The sequence below is a fragment of the Gallibacterium melopsittaci genome (genome assembly GCF_042433085.1).
Lineage (GTDB): Bacteria > Pseudomonadota > Gammaproteobacteria > Enterobacterales > Pasteurellaceae > Gallibacterium > Gallibacterium melopsittaci.
The window spans coordinates 1-20431 of record NZ_JBHLWA010000015.1 but is presented as its reverse complement, the minus strand read 5'-3'; the positions used below and the strand labels follow the sequence as shown (position 1 = coordinate 20431).

Below are 20431 nucleotides of genomic sequence, written 5' to 3'. Positions count from 1 at the left end.
ATCTTAATGAATTTCTGAGTTTTCAGCATTCAAGGTATTCTTTTTAAAACTTCTTTCTTCACAGTCTAAAAAAGTTCCCTACCGAATGCCCACACAGATTGTCTGTTATTGGTTTTTTAAAGAACATTTTCTTGCTGCCTTACGCAGCAAAGGCTGTCTATACTACTTAACTCGACTTGCCTTGTCAACAAGATTTTTAGAAGTTTTTTCTTCTCTCTAGAATCCAGCCTTACCCTCTGTAAGGCTGTTTCCTTGCTCTTGTTGCGTGAGGCGGCATTATAGGCATTTTTTCTCGCCTTGCAACCCTATTTTTGATTTTTTTACTTGTTCGCTGTTTTTTTCAACGAAACGTCTATTTTCCGAACTTTTCCTTATTTTAAAGCGGCTCGTGCATTACGGAATAAACGCATCCAAGCACCATCTTCACTCCAATCATCAGGATACCAAGAGTTAGTCACACTACGGAAAACTCGCTCAGGATGCGGCATCATAATCGCAATACGTCCATCTCGGTTACTTATCGCGGTGATCCCCAATGGAGAACCATTTGGATTGGCTGGGTATTGTTCAGTTGGATGAATATAATTATCCACATACTGCGCAATAATTTGTTGATTTTGTTGTAGCTCAACAATTTGTTGTTCAGAGGCAAATTCTGTTCTTCCCTCTCCATGTGATACAGCAATCGGCATATGAGACCCTGCCATTCCCTCGAACCATAATGAGTTATTTTCATTAATTCTAACTAAGCCAACACGTGCTTCAAAACGTTCTGAACGATTACGTACAAACTTCGGCCATAAATCAGCACCAGGAATAATCTCTTTCAAATGTGAAATCATTTGACAACCATTACATACCCCTAATGCTATTTTACTTTGGTCCGCAAAGAAACGGCTAAACTGCTCACGTAAATCATTGTGGAATAGGATAGATTTTGCCCAACCACCACCAGCACCAAGTACATCACCATAAGAGAATCCACCACATGCCACTAATGCATCAAAACGGACTAAATTATGGCGACCTGCAATTAAATCACTCATATGCACATCGAAGGCTTGGAAACCTGCTCGATCAAATGCCGCTGCCATTTCTACATGGCTATTTACACCTTGCTCACGTAAGATTGCAATTTTCGGTCTAACACCTACTGCAATATAAGGTGCAGCCACATCATGGTTTGGATCGTAACTGAGCTTAGCCGATAATCCTGGATTATCTGCTTGCTGTTTTGCTGCATACTCTTGATCAGCACAAGCTGGATTATCACGTAAACGCTGCATTTGCCATGTAAGCTCGCCCCAAATTTGACGTAATACAGAACGAGATTGTTGTAAAACTAATTTTTCTCCACGCTTAATGATAATCTCATTATCCGCCGTAACTTCACCTAAAACAGTTGCAATCTCTGTTAATTGATACTGAGCGAGAATATCCCACACATATTGATGATCTGCTTGGCGAATTTGTAATACAGCACCTAATTCCTCATTAAACAATACTGCTAGATCATCGTTACCTAACTTCTCAATATCAACTGTTACACCACAATTTCCCGCAAACGCCATTTCAGCCAATGTTACGACCAACCCACCATCAGAACGGTCATGATAAGCAAGCAATTTTTGATCTTGGACTAATTGCTGCATTACATCAAAAAAGGCTTTTAGACGTTGAGGATTTTCAACATCCGCAGGTTTATCTCCTAATTGTTTATAGACTTGTGCTAATGCTGTTGCCCCTAAGCGATTCTTTCCTTCACCAAGATCCAATAAAATTAGCTCATTTGCACCTTTATCCGTACGAAGTTGCGGTGTTACCGCTTTTCTCACATCTTCTACACGTGAAAATGCACTAATCACTAACGAAAGCGGTGCAGTAACGGTTTTCTGCTCACCATTTTCTTGCCATGTTGTTTTCATTGACATGGAATCTTTACCCACTGGAATAGTTAAACCTAACGCTGGACAAAGTTCCTCACCAATCGCTTTTACTGCTTGATATAAACCTACTCCTTCACCAGGGTGATCCGCAGCAGACATCCAGTTAGCAGACAGTTTTACCCGTTTTAATTCGCCAATATTGACTGGTGCTAAATTGGTAATTGCTTCTGCAACCGCTAAGCGAGCAGACGCGGCAAAGTCAAGTAACGCAACTGGCGCACGTTCACCAATAGACATTGCTTCTCCGTGGTAGGTATCAAAACTTGCTGTTGTCATACCATAATCTGCCACTGGAATTTGCCACGGTCCCACCATTTGATCTCGTGCAACCATTCCTGTGATTGAACGATCGCCAATCGTGATCAAGAAAGTTTTTTCCGCTACAACGGGTAGGCGTAATACTCGATGTAGCGCTTCGCTTAAATCAATTTTTTCTGTTGCTAATGCTGGTGAATTCACCTGTTTTGATACTTCATTACGCTGCATTTTTGGCGTTTTACCAAGTAGCACATTCATTGGTAAATCAATCGGTTTATTCGCAAAATGCTCATCATGTAACGTTAAATGCTGTTCTTCTGTTGCTTCACCAATCACCGCATACGGGACTTTCTCTCGAGCGCATAATTGTTCAAACAGTGGTAATTTATCGGCATTCACTGCTAATACATAACGTTCCTGCGACTCATTACACCAAATTTCTAATGGGCTCATATTACGCTCATCACTCAAGATTTTACGCAATTCAAAGCGTCCGCCTCGACCACCATCATGCACTAACTCTGGCATTGCATTCGATAAACCGCCTGCCCCCACATCATGAATAAAGAGAATTGGATTTTCTGCTCCCATTTGCCAGCAACGGTCAATCACTTCTTGGCAACGACGTTCCATTTCAGGGTTATCTCGTTGTACAGACGCAAAATCTAAATTTTCCGCTGATTTGCCTGATGTCATTGAAGAGGCTGCTCCACCACCAAGCCCGATATTCATCGCAGGCCCACCCAATACCACTAATTTTGCTCCAACGGGGATTTCACCTTTTTGGATATGTTCTTCACGGATATTTCCCATTCCGCCAGCCAGCATAATTGGTTTGTGATAACCACGCACTTCTTCGCCATTAAAACTATTCACTTTTTCTTCATAAGTACGGAAATAACCTAATAACGATGGGCGACCAAATTCATTATTAAATGCAGCACCACCAAGCGGAGCTTCCAACATAATGTCTAATGCAGACGCAATTCGATTTGGTTTTGAAAGTTTCCCTTCCCAAGGTTGTTGATAGTTAGGAATACATAAATTAGAAACTGAAAAACCGACTAATCCTGCTTTTGGTTTTGAACCTCGTCCTGTTGCACCTTCATCACGAATTTCTCCGCCTGAACCTGTTGCAGCGCCTGGGAATGGTGAGATTGCTGTTGGGTGATTATGCGTTTCGACCTTCATCAAAATTGGCATTTGTTCAGTATGATAACGATAAGTACCATCTTGATCTGGGAAGAAACGTCCCGCTGCGGAACCCTCCATAACAGCGGCATTATCTTTATAAGCAGACAACACATAATCAGGTGTTTTTTCATAGGTATTTTTAATCATTTTAAACAATGATTTTGCCTGTGCTTCGCCGTCAATAACCCAATCTGCATTAAAAATTTTATGGCGACAATGTTCAGAGTTTGCTTGCGCAAACATATACAATTCAACATCTGTTGGATTACGACCTAACAAAGTGAACTGTTCTACTAAATAGTCAATTTCATCACTGGCTAACGCTAAGCCTAATTCTACGTTAGCTTGCTCTAACGCTGCTCGGCCTCCTACTAATAAATCCACTGTTTTTAATGGTTTTGGATCTTGTTGCGCAAAAATTTCAACTAAACGGTCATAATCCTCTACAACTTCTTCCATCATACGATCGTGGATCAATTTCACGAATTGATCTTGTTGTGCTGCCGTTAATACCGTATCAAATTCACAATGATAGAGAATTCCTCTTTCAGCACGTACCACATCACTTAAACCACAACTATGGATAATATCTGTCGCTTTCGATGACCAAGGGGAAATTGTCCCTATACGTGGAATCACGATTTGCCCCTGTAAGAAACTTTCCGTTGCTTGAGTAACTGGGAAAGACATTACGGCATTCGCTTCAAAAAGCTGATTTAAATGATCAATTTGTTCAGGATTCAGTGGCTTTTTTACTTCCACAAAATAGAGATAATGCGTTTCGCAGTTACGCAATAAAATTTGTTGTTCTGCAAGTTGTGAAGAAAGGCGGGAGAGTCGAAAATCAGAAAGAGCGGTTGCACCACGGAAAATCAGCATCATAGCATTATTACCTAACTGTAAATGAAAAAATCGGCGCATATTATACCTGAACTCACAACAAACGGAAACGTTTGCGCATTAGCTAATTTGTACTTATCGATTAGATCTTATACAATGCGCCTTTTTATTGCCAACTATTGAGGTTTCTTTGAAAGGATTATCCATTCGTATCATTCTAGCGTTCGGTCTATTATTATGGGCTATTGACATGGTTTTCCCATGGCAAAAAATTATGCGTTCTGATGATAATCTTTATTCTTCAATTAAGCAGCGTGATGAATTAGTAGTTGGTACAATTAATAATGCCTTCTCTTATTTCATCAATGCTAATGGTGCAGCAGGATTAGAGTACGAACTAACCAAAGCCTTTGCCGACTATCTTGGAGTACAACTCAATATTAAAACCTTTGATAATTCTGAAGAACTCTTTCATGCACTAGCAAACAACCAAATCGATCTTGCGGCAGCAAATTTAATGTATCAACCAGAACAAGCAGAACATTTTCAACTTGGTCCGAGTTACTATTCTGCTTCTTGGCAACTTGTTTATCGCAAAGATAAGCCTCGTCCTTATGATATCAACCAATTAAAAGGGAAATTACTGATTACCAATAATGTCAATTTGCAAAAAAAACTTTCGGAGTTAAAACAACAATATCCTCAATTAGAGTGGCGAGTAGATAACAATATCTCTCCAGAAGAAGCCCTACTTGCTGTTGCTAATGGAGAGGTAGATTACACGATTGCAAGCTCAATAGATGTTGCTTCGATTCAACAAGTTAAACCTAATCTAGCTGTTGGATTTGATTTAACTGAAGAAACTTCTGTACATTGGTATTTACCACACAATCCTTATAATGAATTACAAGCTGCACTACTAGATTTTATGAACTCGTCCAAAGAATCAGGGCTTATCTCGCGTATTGAAGAAAAATATTTTAGCCATCTCTCACAATTTGATTATGTTGATGCTAAAACTTACATCTCAGCGATAGAAAATACTTTACCAGCCTATTTAGCATTCTTTCAGCGTTATGCTGCTCCATTAGATTGGAAACTCCTTGCTGCTATTTCTTATCAAGAGTCACATTGGGATGCAAATGCCACTTCGCCGACTGGGGTGCGCGGAATAATGATGTTAACCAAAGAAACCGCAAGTCGAATGAAGATTGCAGATCGAACCGATCCTGAACAAAGTATTAAAGCAGGTGCCGAATATCTACATATGTTATTAGGAAAAATGCCTGAAACCATTGCAACAGAAGATAAAATTTGGTTTGCTCTTGTCGCTTATAACTTAGGTTTAGGACATTTACTCGATGTTCGTCGTTTAACAGAAAATTTAGGTGGGGACCCCAATAATTGGCTAGATGTGAAAGCCAATTTACCGTTGTTAGCCGATAAAAAATATTATAGTAAATTAAAATTTGGCTATGCTCGTGGCTATGAAGCCTATCAATATGTCGAAAACATTCGTCGCTATCATAACAGTATAGTGAATTATTATCGAATCCAAGAACAAGCACAGCTTCCACATGACAATCCAATAGAAACAAATCTACCTGCAGTCAATCAAAACCCACTGTAATTGTGCTAAAATTTCTTTTATTTTTTGCTAACTTGGAGATTTATCTATTATGCGTCCAAATGATCGTGCAACTGATGCAATGCGTCCAATTAAAATTACCCGCCACTATACCAAGCATGCCGAAGGATCAGTATTAATCGAATTTGGTGATACCAAAGTGCTATGTAATGCAACTATTGAAGATTCTGTACCTCGTTTTCTAAAAGGACAAAATCAAGGTTGGATTACCGCTGAATACGGTATGCTACCTCGTGCAACCAATGTCCGTACACAGCGTGAAGCTGCGAAAGGTAAACAAAGTGGACGAACAATGGAAATCCAACGTTTAATTGGTCGTTCTTTACGAGCAATGATTGATTTAAACTTACTTGGTGAACGTACCATCACGTTAGATTGTGATGTTATTCAAGCAGATGGCGGTACACGCACTGCTGCAATCAGTGGGGCTGCGGTTGCCTTATATGATGCGATTCAAACACTCTTAGATAATGGCACACTTACCCAAAACCCAATCAAAGGGTTAGTTGCAGCGGTTTCGGTTGGTATCGTTGATAATCAAAAAGTATGCGATCTTGAATATATTGAAGATTCTAATGCCGAAACGGATATGAATGTGGTGATGACCGATGAAGGCAAAATGATTGAAATCCAAGGGACTGCTGAGGGTGAGCCATTTAGCCATGAAGAATTGCTAGAATTACTTGCATTAGCAAAACAAGGTATTTCACAAATTAATCAAGCACAAAAAGCCGCTTTAGCTCAAGTCTAATAGGAAAGAAAATGCAAGCCTATCAACAACAATTTATTGAATTTGCGTTAAGTCGCCAAGTATTAAAATTTGGTGAGTTTACTTTAAAATCAGGTCGAATTAGTCCTTATTTTTTCAATGCTGGTTTATTTAATACTGGTGAAGATTTAGCAAAATTGGGGCAATTCTATGCGGAAGCCATTCAGGCTCAACAACTGGAATATGATGTTATTTTTGGCCCTGCTTATAAGGGCATCCCTATTGCAACTGCTACTGCAACCGCCCTTTATCATCATTTCAATTTGAATAAACCAGTCTGTTTTAATCGCAAAGAAGCCAAAGATCATGGTGAAGGTGGCAACTTAATTGGTAGTCCATTACAAGGGAAAGTGTTATTAATTGATGATGTCATTACCGCAGGTACAGCTATCCGTGAATCAATGCAATTAATTGCAGCAAATAATGCTATGCTTGCAGGTGTGATGATTGCTTTGGATCGACAAGAAAAAGGGAAAGGAGAACTTTCTGCGATTCAAGAAGTTGAACGCGATTATCACTGTCAAGTCAGTTCGATTATTACATTTGAACATCTATTGACCTATTTACAACAGTCTGAACAATACGCCCAGTTCCTACCAAAAATGTTGGCATATCGGCAACAATACGGGATCTAATGATGGTCTAGCCACCTAGTTATTGCTAGGTGGTAATAGCAAATAACACAAACTCCATCCCTAGAATGTGGTATAACTAATTTCTCACTTAAATAAATAGCTACACGTTTGGATAACATAATCTCAAGCTAGCTTATTCATTACATTATTTTTCTTTTAGCTTTTGGGAGTCCTTATGCAAAAACTATCACAACGACTAAAACAATTCATAACAAGTGAACCTGCTGGCGGTATCCTATTATTATTTGCGACTTTTTTAGCCATTATTTTCGCTAATCTTTCCGCTACGACACAGCTTTATCAAGCATTTCTTAAAACTATCGTTGCCTTTCAATTCGGCGATTTTCGCCTACACAAACCCCTATTACTTTGGATTAATGATGGCTTAATGGCTATTTTCTTTTTATCCATTGGTTTAGAAGTGAAAAAAGAACTTTTCACAGGATCACTATCCAATTATAAAACTGCATTATTTCCTGCTATTGCTGCTTTAGGTGGAATGATCGTTCCTGCACTATTTTTCTATTTCGCCACCTCAACCTCACCTGAACTAAGTAAAGGTTGGGCAATCCCGATGGCAACCGATATTGCATTCGCACTCGGTATTATGGCTTTAGTTGGTAAAAATGTCCCTTTACCGTTAAAAATCTTCCTGTTAGCCCTAGCCATTATTGATGACTTAGGTGCCATTATCGTTATTGCCCTTTTCTTCTCTAGTGAATTAGGTTCAGTGGCATTAATTGGGGCAAGTTGCTCCATTCTCATTTTATTCTTATTGAATCGTTACAAAGTGAGTTCACTGACACCTTACGGCGTAGTTGGCATTATTTTATGGGTGTGCGTATTAAAATCTGGAGTACATGCCACCTTGGCTGGCGTGATTATCGGTTTTGCCATTCCCCTCCAAGCAAGTAACGGCGAAAATTTAGTTCATAGAGTAGAACACGCTCTTGCTCCTTGGGTAACATTTATGATTTTACCGTTATTTGCTTTTGCTAATGCGGGCATTTCATTTCAAGGTGTTGATTGGCAAACTTTAGTTTCACCACTCCCATTTGCTGTATTACTTGGATTATTTATTGGTAAACCTATTGGCGTATTTGGCTTTAGTTATCTCTCGGTCAAAATGAAATTAACTAAGTTACCTGAAGGCATTTATTTCCGCCATATTTTTGCCGTTTCACTGTTATGTGGTATTGGGTTTACGATGTCTATGTTCTTATCAGGTTTGGCTTTTGAACAAGATGCGCACGAACTCAATATTCTGGCAAGAATTGGGATCTTAACCGCATCCACATTATCAGCCATTTTAGGTTTCTTTACTCTAAAACAGATAACCAAAAATCACTAATTACTCTCTTGTAAATCTAAAACCTATCCTTATATTGGGAGAGATTTTTTTGAGGTACAACTTTATGACAAAGACTTATACACAAGACAACGATAAACTTTATCGTTTTTTATTTAACAATCGTGCAGTGCGTGGCGAATGGGTTCGCTTAAATAAGACATTTACTGAAACCCTTAATACGCATCACTATCCACGCAAAGTACAAAATCTGCTTGGTGAATTACTAGTCGCAACCAGTTTATTGACCGCCACCTTAAAATTTAAAGGAAACATTACCGTACAAATCCAAGGCGATGGACCTTTGAGATTAGCATTAGTCAATGGTAATGATCAGCAACAATTACGTGCATTAGCACGTGTACAAGGCGACATTACTGATCAAATGAGCCTCTCTGATATGGTTGGAAAAGCCGTATTAGTTATTTCTATCATCCCCGAAGAGGGAGAACGTTATCAAGGTGTCATCGCATTAGATAAACCAACTATTACTGAATGCTTAGAAGATTACTTTATTCGTTCTGAACAGTTACAAACCAAGCTATTTATTCATTTTGGTGAATATCAAGGTGAAGCCGTTGCTGCTGGTATGTTGTTACAAATTATGCCTGATGGACAAGGTTCACCTGATGACTTTGATCATCTTGCCACCTTAACCGCAACAGTAAAAGACGAAGAGTTATTTGGTTTGACCGCAGAAGAGATGTTATATCGTTTATATCACGAAGAAACGGTAGAAATTTATCCTCCACATACCACAGAATTTTTCTGTGGTTGTTCTGAAGAGCGTTCTGCAGGTGCAATCAGCTTACTTTCGGAAGAAGAAATTACTGAAATTTTTGCGGAAAAACCAGAGTTAGATATTCAGTGTGAATGTTGTGGCAAACACTATATTTTCACTGAACAAAAAGTAAGAGAAATTAAACAACAAAGCCTACATTAATCAACCAACAAAAAACGCTTATTCAACGAAGAATAAGCGTTTTTCTCACTAAGTATCTTACAAACAACTATGCCTGTTTTGCTAATTTAGTCCAATTGTAATAACCGTAGAGGGAGTTCAATAAATATGCACCATACATAATATACATTGCTGCAGTCTCTGCCCATAAAATAATGGAAAGTACATTAATCACAATCCAAAGTATCCACTGTTCACGATAACGTAAAATCATCAATAATTGCGCTGCAATCACCATAACAGTAGTTACCCCATCGAGAATAACGGAGTTTCCATCCGTTGTTTTTAAAAACGCAATAAATAATGCGGAACAAACTGCAATACTTACGATAGTGACTAACCAACCTTTGAAATCAAGTGCTTTTGCGACCACACTTTCACCCTCAGCATCTTTTTGCATATTGGCTTTCCAGAGGAAATAACCGATAAATTGTGCTGGAATATAAACATAAAGTGTCGTAGTCATTTCACCATAAAATTTATTATCCCATGCTACATAAAAATAAGTGTACGCAAAAATTAAGCCAAAGAGATAGTTACTAATTTTCCCTTTACCCGCAAATACCACGCACAAAATACCCGCAATACCTGAAATCATTGCTAGCAATGAATCAGGTTGATAAATATAAGTACCAATTTGTAATGCTAAGAAAAGTATAAGCCAAAATACCTCGAATTTTGTCCAACCGCCAAAAAACTCTTGTTGGAGATCTTTAAGTGTAAACATTTCCCCTCCCATTGGGATTTTTTGAAAAACTCATTCTACCCATTCCGAAATGGATATGCACTATTTTTATTTTAAAATTGAAAAAACAAAAGAAAAATGTAGCTTTTACCTTCTTTATAAAGAAAAATTCCCTACTAAAAAATGAGCTTATGCCACAAAAATCACAATAGTTTGTTAAAAATCTAATATCTAGGCTACAGAATCAACAACGCTTTCAATAGAAATAAATCTTCTTCTAAACCTAAATAAAACAGCTAAACCCTTTGGAATTCCTAGCTATTCAGAGTAAAATCCGCGCTTATTTTTATGATTGATTAATACAAACAAGAGAAGAACATAAACTATGTCATTTACCATTGGACAACGTTGGATTAGTGAAAGTGAAAATAACCTAGGATTGGGATTAGTTACTGCAGTCGATAACCGTACTGTTACTTTTTTATTCCCAGCTGCAAATGAAACCCGTGTATATTCTGTTGCAGTTGCCCCGATGACAAGAGTGTTGTTTCAAGTTGGTGACATTATTAGCCATCATGAAGGATGGCAAGCAGAAGTGCTTGATGTAATGGAAAATCACGGTGTCGCCTTATATCTGGCTAAAAATTTAACAACTAATGAAGAAGTGGTGATTAAAGAATTAGAACTTGCTCATCAAATTACCTTTAGTAAACCGCAAGATCGCCTCTTTTCAGCTCAAATTGATCGTAATGATCGTTTTTCATTACGCTATCAAGCCTTACAACATCAACAGCAACAATTCCAATCACCATTGCGTGGTCTGCGTGGTACCCGTGCGAGTTTAATTCCACATCAATTACATATTGCACAAGAAGTGGGTCGCCGTTTATCACCACGCGTCTTACTCGCAGATGAAGTTGGTTTAGGTAAAACATTAGAAGCAGGAATGATTCTACAACAACAGCTCTTCTCTGGACGTGTTGAGCGTGTCTTGATTTTAGTTCCTGAAACATTGCAGCACCAATGGCTAGTTGAGATGTTACGCCGTTTTAATCTCAATTTTTCACTATTTGATGAAGAACGTTGCCAAGATTTCGATCGCAAAGATGAAGATGGACGTAGTATTAAAGTTAATCCATTTGAAAGTGAATCATTAGTGATTTGTTCATTAGATTGGTTAATCACGCAGCAAAATCGGATGCAAGAGGCGATTGAAGCACAATGGGATATGCTCATTGTCGATGAAGCTCACCATTTACAATGGCACGTTGATGCACCAAGCGAGGCTTACTCTTTTGTGGAAAAGTTAGCCACACAAACAGCTTCCGTTTTACTGTTAACCGCAACCCCTGAGCAACTAGGACAGGAAAGCCATTTTGCACGTTTACGTCTGTTAGATCCAAACCGTTTCTATGATTATCAAGCCTTTGTGGATGAACAAGCTCATTACCGTCCAGTCGCTGATGCCGTGAATAGTTTGTTATCTGATCATAAATTAACGAATGATGAACAAAACATTCTCACAGAACTCTTATCGGAACAAGATATCGAACCATTACTTCGCGTAATTAATAGTGCCAATAGCCATCCTGAACAAATTCGTGAAGCGAAAAACGAACTGATGGCAAATTTAGTTGATCGTCATGGCACAAGTCGTCTGCTCTTCCGTAATACCCGCCAAGCGGTTAAAGGTTTCCCAAAACGTATTTTGCATCAGGTTAAATTAGAATTACCGAAACAGTATGCCAACGCGCAAAAGGTAGCCAACTTATTAAATCAAAACAGCAACCAAGATGCGTTATATCCTGAGATGATTTTCCAACAGTTCAATCACGATGCGGCATGGTGGGAATTTGACCCTCGTATTGAATGGCTATTTACCTTTTTAAAGAATCATACTCAAGAGAAAGTATTAGTTATCTGTCAACAAACTAGCACCGTACTACAACTGGAAAAAATTCTGCGTGAAAAAGAGGGGATTCGATCTGCAGTATTCCACGAAAAAATGTCCATTATGGAACGTGACCGTGCTGCCGCTTATTTTGCGCAACAAGAAGATGGTGCTAAAGTTTTACTCAGTTCTAGCATTGGTTCTGAAGGGCGAAACTTCCAGTTTGCCAGTCGGTTAGTATTGTTTAATCTACCACTCAATCCTGATGTATTAGAACAATCCATTGGTCGTTTGGATCGTATTGGACAAAATAAAGATATCCAAATTTACGTCCCTTATTTCAACAATACTGCACAAATGGTTCTTATGGATTGGTATCAACAAGGACTTGGAGCATTTGAACAAACCTGCCCAATGGGAGCAACTTTATTTGCGAAATATGGCAAACAGTTACAAAGTTTCTTGAATAATGCAGAAATTAATCTTGCTGAATTCAACCAATTTATTGAAGCCGTTGCCAAAGATAAAGCGACTTTACAACAAGAATTAGAACAAGGGCGAGATCGCCTCTTAGAATTAAATTCTAATGGCGGTGAAGCTGCCCAACAACTTGCAGCCGATATTGAACAACAAGATGGCCAAGTTGACTTAGTCAATTTCTGCTTAAATCTCTTTGATGTTATTGGTTTAGAACAAGAGGATTTAGGTGAAGATTCCATTGTTATTCAACCAACAGGCCATATGCTTGTCCCTGATTTCCCCGGTTTAAAAGAAGATGGTTCTACCGTTACCTTTAATCGTCAACTCGCTTTAGCTCGTGAAGATGTAGAATTCCTCACTTGGGATCATCCTATGGTTCGCAACGGTATTGATTTAATTACCTCTGGTGATATTGGTAAAACGGCTGTAAGCCTGTTACCACATAAAGGTTTACCCGCAGGCACATTATTACTTGAGTTAATCTATGTAGTCGAAGCACAGGCACCGAAATCATTACAATTAACTCGCTTCTTGCCACCAACACCAGTACGTTTATTATTGGATATTAAAGGGAATAATCTTGCGCCACAGGTTTCATTCAAAGGATTAGAAAAACAGCTGAAACCAATTAATAAAAATGTGGCGAATAAAATGGTTAAAATGACAAAAGCAGATGTTGAGCGTTTAATTAAGCACTCACAAGAGCTCATTGCACCACAAGCCAATGAAATCATCCAACAAGCAATCGAGAATGCAGATAAAACATTATATGCAGAATTAAATCGTTTAACCGCCTTGCAAGCTGTGAATAAGAATATTCGCCCTGACGAAATTACTCAGCTAGAACAGCTGATCGAACAATCCTTACAGCAACTCAATGCTGCAAGTTGGCGTTTAGATAGCTTACGCGTCATTATTAGTAACAAAGAGTAACGTATGGCATTAATTGATTACCAACCACCAGAAGGTTTACATATTCTCTATCAAGATAATCATATTGCCGTGATTAATAAACAAAGCGGCTTATTGTCCGTTCCTGGCAATCAACCGCAATATCAAGATAGTGCGACGACCCGTGTTGCGGCAAAATTTGGTTTTACTGAACCCGCTCATCGTTTAGATATGGCAACCAGCGGCATATTGCTCTTTGCCCTATCCAAAGCAGCAGAAAAAGAGTTAAAACGCCAATTTCGTGATCGTGAACCGAAAAAATTCTATCAAGCATTAGTATGGGGACATCTTGAACAAGATCAGGGGCAAATTGATTTGCCTTTGATCTGTGATTGGGAAAACCGTCCTCGTCAACGTATTGATTTTATTGTTGGGAAAAAAGCGACAACACATTACGAAGTCCTCACTCGTTATCCAAATAATACTACGCGTGTAAAACTAACGCCCATTACAGGTCGCTCTCACCAATTACGCGTACATATGCTGGCATTAGGGCACCCTATTTTAGGCGATAAGTTTTATTCACCACCACAAGTTAAAGCAATGGCACCTCGCCTTTGCTTACACGCCGAGAGTCTAACCATCACTCATCCAATTACGAAAGAAGTAATGACTTTTTCTTGTCCAGCAGAATTTTAAATTGAATAGAAAAAATTGGCTTAATTGTGTCTCAATTAAGCCTTTCAGATATGATAAACAATTTAATTGATTAAACTTTTCATTAGATTTTGCTAGTCATATATCAGTTTATCTTATTCCAGCTCCACACGCTGTCCAATATCTTTTAATTTGGACAACTCTTCCACCAACTGAGGTGCATCATCTAAGCTAATAGCAAATGTCCATAAATAGGTAATGACAGCATAAATATGTCCTGCTGTTACACCAGATTTATGCGTCAATATGGTTAATGTAACACTAAATAAAATTGCCATTGAACAACCAATCATCAGATAACCAAATGCTTCACGATTGGAAATCAATACACGTAACTTTTCGATAAGATGATAATGTTTCACCAATTCACGATGGCGTGAACGGGCAATACAATCTACTTCTTTTTCAAGGCGGTTATTAAGCTTAAAATAAAGATGGTCATTGACTTTGGCATAATGTGGCAACATAGCAGCAAAAATCACCATAATCAGCAACGCCACAAAACCTGACCAAAATTCAAGCCACAACAGCATAATCACAGCGCCCAAAATCGAAAATAACGATGTGATTAAAATCGGCAAATGATGCTCAAAAAAATCAACAAACTCACGCGAAAGCGTAACTCGTGCATTGGTAGTGGACAGATCTACCCCTTTCTTTCGTTGGTTAAGGATAATGGGCACGGCTAACTCACTATAAATTCTAGTAAAAGTTCTTGTATCCACGGCACGCCGCATTGCGCCGACACTCCAAATGACCAATACCAACAGGGTATAGATCACTGCTGAAATCAGTTGCTGATTGAGTACCGCATTGACAGCAAAACTACCAATCAATGGGTACATCAAGAACAAAATATTTTCAAGCGCAACTAAACTAAACGTCAATAACAAGTGTTTCTTATGCTGTTGACCAATCGTTTTCAGCGAACGCAGCATCGTTGGCTCTGATTGAGCGATAAGTTTCATCATTTCACATTTAAACTCAGTAAAGATAAGATATTAATTGTCTATTTCGATAGGAATTTCTTCCATTTGCTTCTGACAAATTCGACTAAATTCTTGCAGTAAAGCAAAAAGTTGAGTTGTTTTTTGTTTACCTAACACAGCAAAAGTTTTTTGACTGAGTTGATCGGTAAGCTGCCAAACAGGCTCGGCTTTGGCTTGTCCTACATCGGTCAAATACATCATACGTTCCCGCTTGTCGGTTGCGCTTTCACGAAACTCAATCCAACCTTTGGCTTTAAATTCTTTGCAGATATTAAAAACGGTTTGTTTCGGCAAAAACCATTCTTCGCTGATTTGTTTTTGCGTTAAACCTTGATTTTCAGCCGCGGCTAACGAATACAACACCGCATAGCTGTTATATGACAAACCAAGTTTCGCTATCCACATTTCCATTGTTGCATCAGCCTCGCTAACATATTTTCCTAATAAATCAATATTATTGCTACGCATCATCAAGTCCTAAAAATGACCATTCATGAATTTCATTCTAACGTTACAAAGCCAAAAATACAAGAAAAATAGTCTTAAAATTTACTTGATTTAGTCCTAAAAAATACTATAATGCCGAAAATATAGTAATATTTGGGACTTAATTTCATGCGAATGATTATTCTCTTTCTGAGCTTATTCAGTCTATTTTGCTCTGGGTGTCAGAAACAAGATACCCAGTCTTTTCAGGCAGCCGAAAACAACGATTCTTCACTGAAAATCAGTGTAATAAAACCACAACAGATTGATTTTGCAAAAACACTAAAACTTTCTGGTACATGGGTAGCGAAGGAAGAAATTGCCATTGGAACAGCATTGCAAGATCAACAAGTTTTATCTGTTCTAGTGGAAGCAGGCGATCATGTGAAAAAAGGTCAAATATTGGCAACTTTGGAATATAGCAATGTGCAATCCCAGTTAAAACAAAACCAAGCGGCATTGGTGCGTGCCAAAGCGAATTTGATGGCGCAACAGGCTGCATTAAAAGAAGCCAAAATAACATTAAAACGTTATCAAGCCTTAGTTGCTGCCGATGCAATCAGCCGCCAAGAAGTTGATCAACAAACACTCAAAGTGGCGACGGCAAAAGCAGCGATTCAAACTGCGCAGGCGGAAATTTTGCAAATTCAAGCACAATTGGCAGATAGTCGCCATCAACGCAATAAAGCAGAAGTGCTTGCACCAGCGGCGGGCGTGATTACGAAACGCAATGCGGTAGCTGGGGCGCTTACCGTCAATGGTCAGGCGTTGTTTTATTTAGCTAAACAGGGCGAGACGGAATTTGAGGCAGAAGTGAATGCCGAAGAGCGGGCGTTGTTGCATCTGGGGCTGGCTGTGCAGGTGAATATCGCGACGCAGCGCGAACCGATTGCAGGGACTGTGCGTTTAATTTCGCCGGAAATCGACACCAAAACCCGCTTGGGAAAAGTGCGTATTGCGCTATCGCAGCCTCAAATGCAGGCGATTGGTGCATATGGCGAAGCACAAATTATTTTGCCAACACAAAAAGTGGCACATACGGTGCCTTTTTCGGCGTTGATATTTGATGCAGAAAACAAGACCAGCGTGTTTGTCGTAAATGCAGACAACATTGTCGAGCGCCGTGCGGTGATGATAGGGCAGCAATATCAATCATGGACCGAGATTGTGTCAGGCTTACAAGATAATGAGCAGGTGATCCGTAAGGCGACAGCATTTGTGAATGAAGGCGACCATGTGGTACCGCAGTTGGTGAAGGATTAAAAAATGGTATCAGGTAAATTTTCTTCTTGGTCGATTCGCCATCCGATTCCGACGATTGTGCTGTTTTTGGTGTTGAGTATTGCTGGTATTTTGGCGTTCCAAAAATTGCCGATTAATGCGGAGCCAAATGTTAAATTCCCGATGGTGAGTGTAACCATTTCTCAATCCGGCGCTTCTCCAGAGGCATTGGAAAATACGGTGGCGCGCCGTGTTGAAAATGCGGTATCGGGCATGGCGGGGGTACGACATATTACATCGACGATTACGGAAGGTTCGTCGATGACCACCGTTGAATTCCAGTTAAATGTGGATTTAGACCGCGCCGTGAATGACGTACGCAATGCGATTGAACAAATCCGCGATGAATTGCCACAGAATATCAATAATCCCACCATTGAGCGGGCAGATATAGAAGGTGGGGCGCTGGGATATTATGCGGTACAGTCGCCGACGATGACCCAGACGGAATTGGTGCAGTTTATTGATGATACCGTCAGCCGCCGCCTGCTGTCCGAGCCGGGCGTGCAACAGGTGAAACGTTTGGGCGGTGAAGCACAGGAAATTCGGGTGGAATTAAACGCCGAGCGGTTGCGGGCATTTGGCATTACGGCAGACCAAGTCAGCCAACAACTGGCACAAACGAATGCCAACATTCCAGCTGGGCGAACACAATTATATGGGCAAGAGCAATCTATCCGTGTATTAGGTAGTAGCCACGATATTAACGCATTGGCAGCATTGCCGATTGCCTTAGCGGACAATCGCAAAGTACGTTTATCGGAATTGGCAACGGTGAACAACAGCCACGATGAAGTGCGCAGTATCACGCGCCTAAACGGGCGGGAAGTTTTGGGCTTTACCGTATCGCGCAGCAAAGGAACAAGCGATACGGTGGTGAATGAGCGCGTACAAGCGGCGCTGCTTGATTTGGCAAAGCAGTATCCTGACGTGCGTATCCGAGAGGTGTATAACAGCGTAGAGAATACACAAGAGAATTACCATGTTGCGATTCAGACTTTGTTGGAAGGCGCGATTTTGACGGTCTTGGTCGTGATGCTGTTTTTGCGGAATTGGCGCTCGACGTTAATTGCGGCGATTGCACTGCCTTTGGCGATTTTGCCGACGTTTATCGTGATGTATTTGCTGGACTATACGCTCAACAGTATTTCGTTATTGGCGATTACGTTGGTTGTAGGTATTTTGGTGGACGATGCGATTGTTGAAATCGAGAATATCGAACAGCATTTGCGCCAAGGCAAGCGCCCGTATCAGGCAGCATTGGATGCCGCCGATGCGATTGGGTTTGCGGTAGTGGCGATTACCGCGACAATTGTGGCGGTCTTTTTGCCGGTGAGTTTTGTCGGCGGCACAACGGGGATGTATTTTAGCCAGTTTGGCGTCACGATTGCGGCAGCGGTCATTTCTTCCTTGCTGGTGGCTCGGTTGGCGACGCCTTTGTTGGCTGCGTATTTGTTGCAGCCGATTGAACAAAAAGCGCAACAAGTGCGTCCAGCAAGTATATTGAAGCGCAGCTATTTGGCGGTGTTGGCGCAGGCGCTGCATTTCCGCAAAACGACATTGCTCATCGGCGGTGTATTTTTAATCGCTTCCTTGGCTCTCATTCCGTTATTGCCAACCGGTTTTACGCCGAAAGGCGATACCGGCATGAGCCAAATCAATGTCCGTTTGCCACCAAGTAGCACCGTGCAACAGACGGACACGCAATTGCAGAAAATTGAACATTTGTTGCGCCAAGATGCCAATGTGGCAACAGTTTTTACCACGATTGGCGGTAGTGGCGACCCTGCCTGCACAGGCGGAAATTTTAATTCGTTTGAAACCATTGCCTGAACGCACTATAACGCAACAGCAGTTTGAGGAACAGACACGGCAACAGCTCCATCAGTTTGACGATTTGCGCTTTACTTTTCAGAATGAAATGGCGCAGCGCGATGTATCCATTATCATCACGGGGAACGATCCGCAAAAATTGGAACAGGCAGCACAAAGTTTGAAGCAGCAAATGCGACAATTGGCGAGCGTCAAAAATGTACAAATCAATGCACCGTTGCTCAAAACAGAATTGCACATCAAATTATTGCCGGAAGAAGCCGCACGAGCGGGCGTAACACCACAGGCAGTTGGGCAAGTGGTACGCATTGCCACGGTCGGCGATATGAGCGGAACTGCAGCACGGTTTGATTTTCCTGACCGGCAAGTGCCGATTCGCGTGCTGCTGAACCATACTGACCGCCAACAGTTGGAAACGTTGCAGCATTTGCAAATTCCTTCCAGCAATGGCGGTACGGTGGCGTTGAATACCGTCGCTAGCATAACGTTTGGTCAAGGCGCAGCAAGTTTGGAGCGTTTTGATCGTGCACGTCGGATTGCCGTAGAAGCGGATTTGGCAATGGGATTTGGCGTATTGATGGTTTTGATGGTGCTGATTGTGTTATTCCGCGATTTTTTGCAGCCGTTCACCATTTTGATGGCTCTGCCACTATCCATTGGCGGAGCGTTAATCGGTTTATTACTGTATGGGGCGGCGTTGGATATGTCGTCGGTTATCGGAATCCTGATGTTGATGGGGATTGTAACGAAAAACTCAATTTTGTTGGTGGACGTTGTGATCGAAAAACGCAGTCATGGCGAGGAGCGCGAGGCGGCGTTATTGCACTCGGGCGCAGAACGGGTACGCCCGATTTTGATGACAACGATTGCAATGGTTGCCGGAATGATTCCCGCTGTTTTTGCGGGTGGCTCCAGTGCAGCATTTCGCGCACCGATGGCGGTGGCGGTGATTTGCGGATTGAGCGCTTCGACTTTATTGAGTTTGGTGTTTGTGCCAGTGGTGTATTCGCTGGTAGATGATTTTAGTGCGTGGTTGCAGCCGAAATTGGCGCAACTAACTTCAGTAACTGCGGAAGATCGGCAACGGGCACAGGAATAAAATGGTAAAAAACATATATGAATAATTTGGAACAATAAAATAATCACCCAACTTTCACAATCGTGCGACCATATAACTGATGTTGTAATAATTTTTGTCCATAAACAGGCACATCAGCCAGCAAAATTTCTCGGGTAAATGTTTGCAGATAGTCATCTGCCACTAATTTCGCTAATTCTTGCCACACGACTTTGCGTTGTTCCAATGGAAAATAGACGGAATCCACACCTTGCAAACGAATATGACGTAAAATAAATGGCATCACCGTTGTATTGAGTTGGTAACTTTGTGCTAAACCACAGCAGACCACACAACCACTATATTGCACTTTACTCAGTAAATTTGCCAAAATTTGCCCACCCACCGTGTCAATTACGCCAGCAAATTGCTGTTTCTCTAATGGTCGGCTTGGTTCATTAAAATGGTCTCGGTCATAAATTTTCTTTACGCCTAAATTTAATAAGGATTGGTAACGAGCTG

At 40.6% G+C, this 20431-nt stretch carries 14 protein-coding genes and 1 pseudogene; 10 read left to right on the top strand and 5 right to left on the bottom strand.

From position 1 onward, the window contains the following. Positions 1-371: 371 nt before the first annotated feature. Positions 372-4280: a phosphoribosylformylglycinamidine synthase gene (purL, locus tag ACFFHT_RS03970; RefSeq protein WP_382373692.1), complete on the bottom strand. Its 3909-nt coding sequence runs from the start codon at positions 4278-4280 to the stop codon at positions 372-374. 148 nt (positions 4281-4428) lie between these two features. On the opposite strand from purL, the gene mltF reads away from it, so the two are divergent. The 5 genes from mltF (at position 4429) to hslO (ending at position 9581) form a co-directional block, all read left to right on the top strand. After that, complete coding sequence (gene mltF / locus ACFFHT_RS03965) at positions 4429-5868, top strand: membrane-bound lytic murein transglycosylase MltF (RefSeq protein WP_382373690.1); 1440 nt, start codon at positions 4429-4431, stop codon at positions 5866-5868. A 49-nt stretch (positions 5869-5917) separates the two neighbouring features. Then, positions 5918-6637 (top strand): ribonuclease PH, encoded by a 720-nt coding sequence (gene rph, locus ACFFHT_RS03960; RefSeq protein WP_382373688.1) that lies wholly within the window; start codon positions 5918-5920, stop codon positions 6635-6637. Between the two features lie 11 nt (positions 6638-6648). Further along, complete coding sequence (gene pyrE, locus ACFFHT_RS03955; RefSeq protein WP_382373686.1) at positions 6649-7290, top strand: orotate phosphoribosyltransferase; 642 nt, start codon at positions 6649-6651, stop codon at positions 7288-7290. Between the two features lie 175 nt (positions 7291-7465). After that, positions 7466-8641 (top strand): Na+/H+ antiporter NhaA, encoded by a 1176-nt coding sequence (gene nhaA, locus ACFFHT_RS03950; protein ID WP_382373684.1) that lies wholly within the window; start codon positions 7466-7468, stop codon positions 8639-8641. A gap of 64 nt (positions 8642-8705) precedes the next feature. Continuing rightward, on the top strand, positions 8706-9581 hold the full coding sequence (hslO, locus tag ACFFHT_RS03945; protein WP_382373682.1) for an Hsp33 family molecular chaperone HslO: 876 nt from the start codon (positions 8706-8708) through the stop codon (positions 9579-9581). 67 nt (positions 9582-9648) lie between these two features. Here the strand turns inward: hslO and pnuC are convergent, their stop codons facing one another. Continuing rightward, positions 9649-10326 carry a nicotinamide riboside transporter PnuC gene (gene pnuC, locus ACFFHT_RS03940; RefSeq protein ID WP_382373680.1) on the bottom strand — a complete coding sequence of 226 codons (678 nt, stop codon included), beginning with the start codon at positions 10324-10326 and terminating at the stop codon, positions 9649-9651. Between the two features lie 343 nt (positions 10327-10669). Here pnuC and rapA point away from each other — a divergent pair, with 343 nt between their 5' ends. Next, positions 10670-13588 carry an RNA polymerase-associated protein RapA gene (gene rapA, locus ACFFHT_RS03935; protein ID WP_382373678.1) on the top strand — a complete coding sequence of 973 codons (2919 nt, stop codon included), beginning with the start codon at positions 10670-10672 and terminating at the stop codon, positions 13586-13588. Positions 13589-13591: 3 nt separating this feature from the next. Next, positions 13592-14245 carry a bifunctional tRNA pseudouridine(32) synthase/23S rRNA pseudouridine(746) synthase RluA gene (gene rluA / locus ACFFHT_RS03930; protein ID WP_382373676.1) on the top strand — a complete coding sequence of 218 codons (654 nt, stop codon included), beginning with the start codon at positions 13592-13594 and terminating at the stop codon, positions 14243-14245. 113 nt (positions 14246-14358) lie between these two features. Here rluA and ACFFHT_RS03925 read toward each other — a convergent pair whose 3' ends face one another. Both ACFFHT_RS03925 and ACFFHT_RS03920 read right to left on the bottom strand, forming a co-directional pair. Then, a complete protein-coding gene (locus tag ACFFHT_RS03925) occupies positions 14359-15234 on the bottom strand; it encodes an ABC transporter six-transmembrane domain-containing protein (RefSeq protein ID WP_382373674.1) in 876 nt (291 codons plus the stop codon). 30 nt (positions 15235-15264) lie between these two features. After that, on the bottom strand, positions 15265-15720 hold the full coding sequence (locus tag ACFFHT_RS03920; protein WP_382373672.1) for a MarR family winged helix-turn-helix transcriptional regulator: 456 nt from the start codon (positions 15718-15720) through the stop codon (positions 15265-15267). 147 nt (positions 15721-15867) lie between these two features. Here ACFFHT_RS03920 and ACFFHT_RS03915 point away from each other — a divergent pair, with 147 nt between their 5' ends. Genes ACFFHT_RS03915 through ACFFHT_RS03905 form a run of 3 tightly spaced genes read left to right on the top strand, consistent with a single transcriptional unit; the run spans position 15868 to position 19951 of the window. Further along, positions 15868-17001: an efflux RND transporter periplasmic adaptor subunit gene (locus ACFFHT_RS03915; RefSeq protein WP_382373670.1), complete on the top strand. Its 1134-nt coding sequence runs from the start codon at positions 15868-15870 to the stop codon at positions 16999-17001. Between the two features lie 3 nt (positions 17002-17004). Beyond that, a complete protein-coding gene (locus tag ACFFHT_RS03910) occupies positions 17005-18852 on the top strand; it encodes an efflux RND transporter permease subunit (protein WP_382373668.1) in 1848 nt (615 codons plus the stop codon). Continuing rightward, positions 18764-19951, top strand: coding sequence for an efflux RND transporter permease subunit (locus ACFFHT_RS03905; RefSeq protein ID WP_382373666.1), 1188 nt, complete (start codon positions 18764-18766; stop codon positions 19949-19951). The genes ACFFHT_RS03910 and ACFFHT_RS03905 overlap by 89 nt, the downstream gene beginning before the upstream one ends. A 43-nt stretch (positions 19952-19994) precedes the next feature. Here ACFFHT_RS03905 and ACFFHT_RS03900 read toward each other — a convergent pair. Beyond that, positions 19995-20431, bottom strand: a pseudogene (locus ACFFHT_RS03900) (zinc-binding dehydrogenase); the annotation flags it as partial.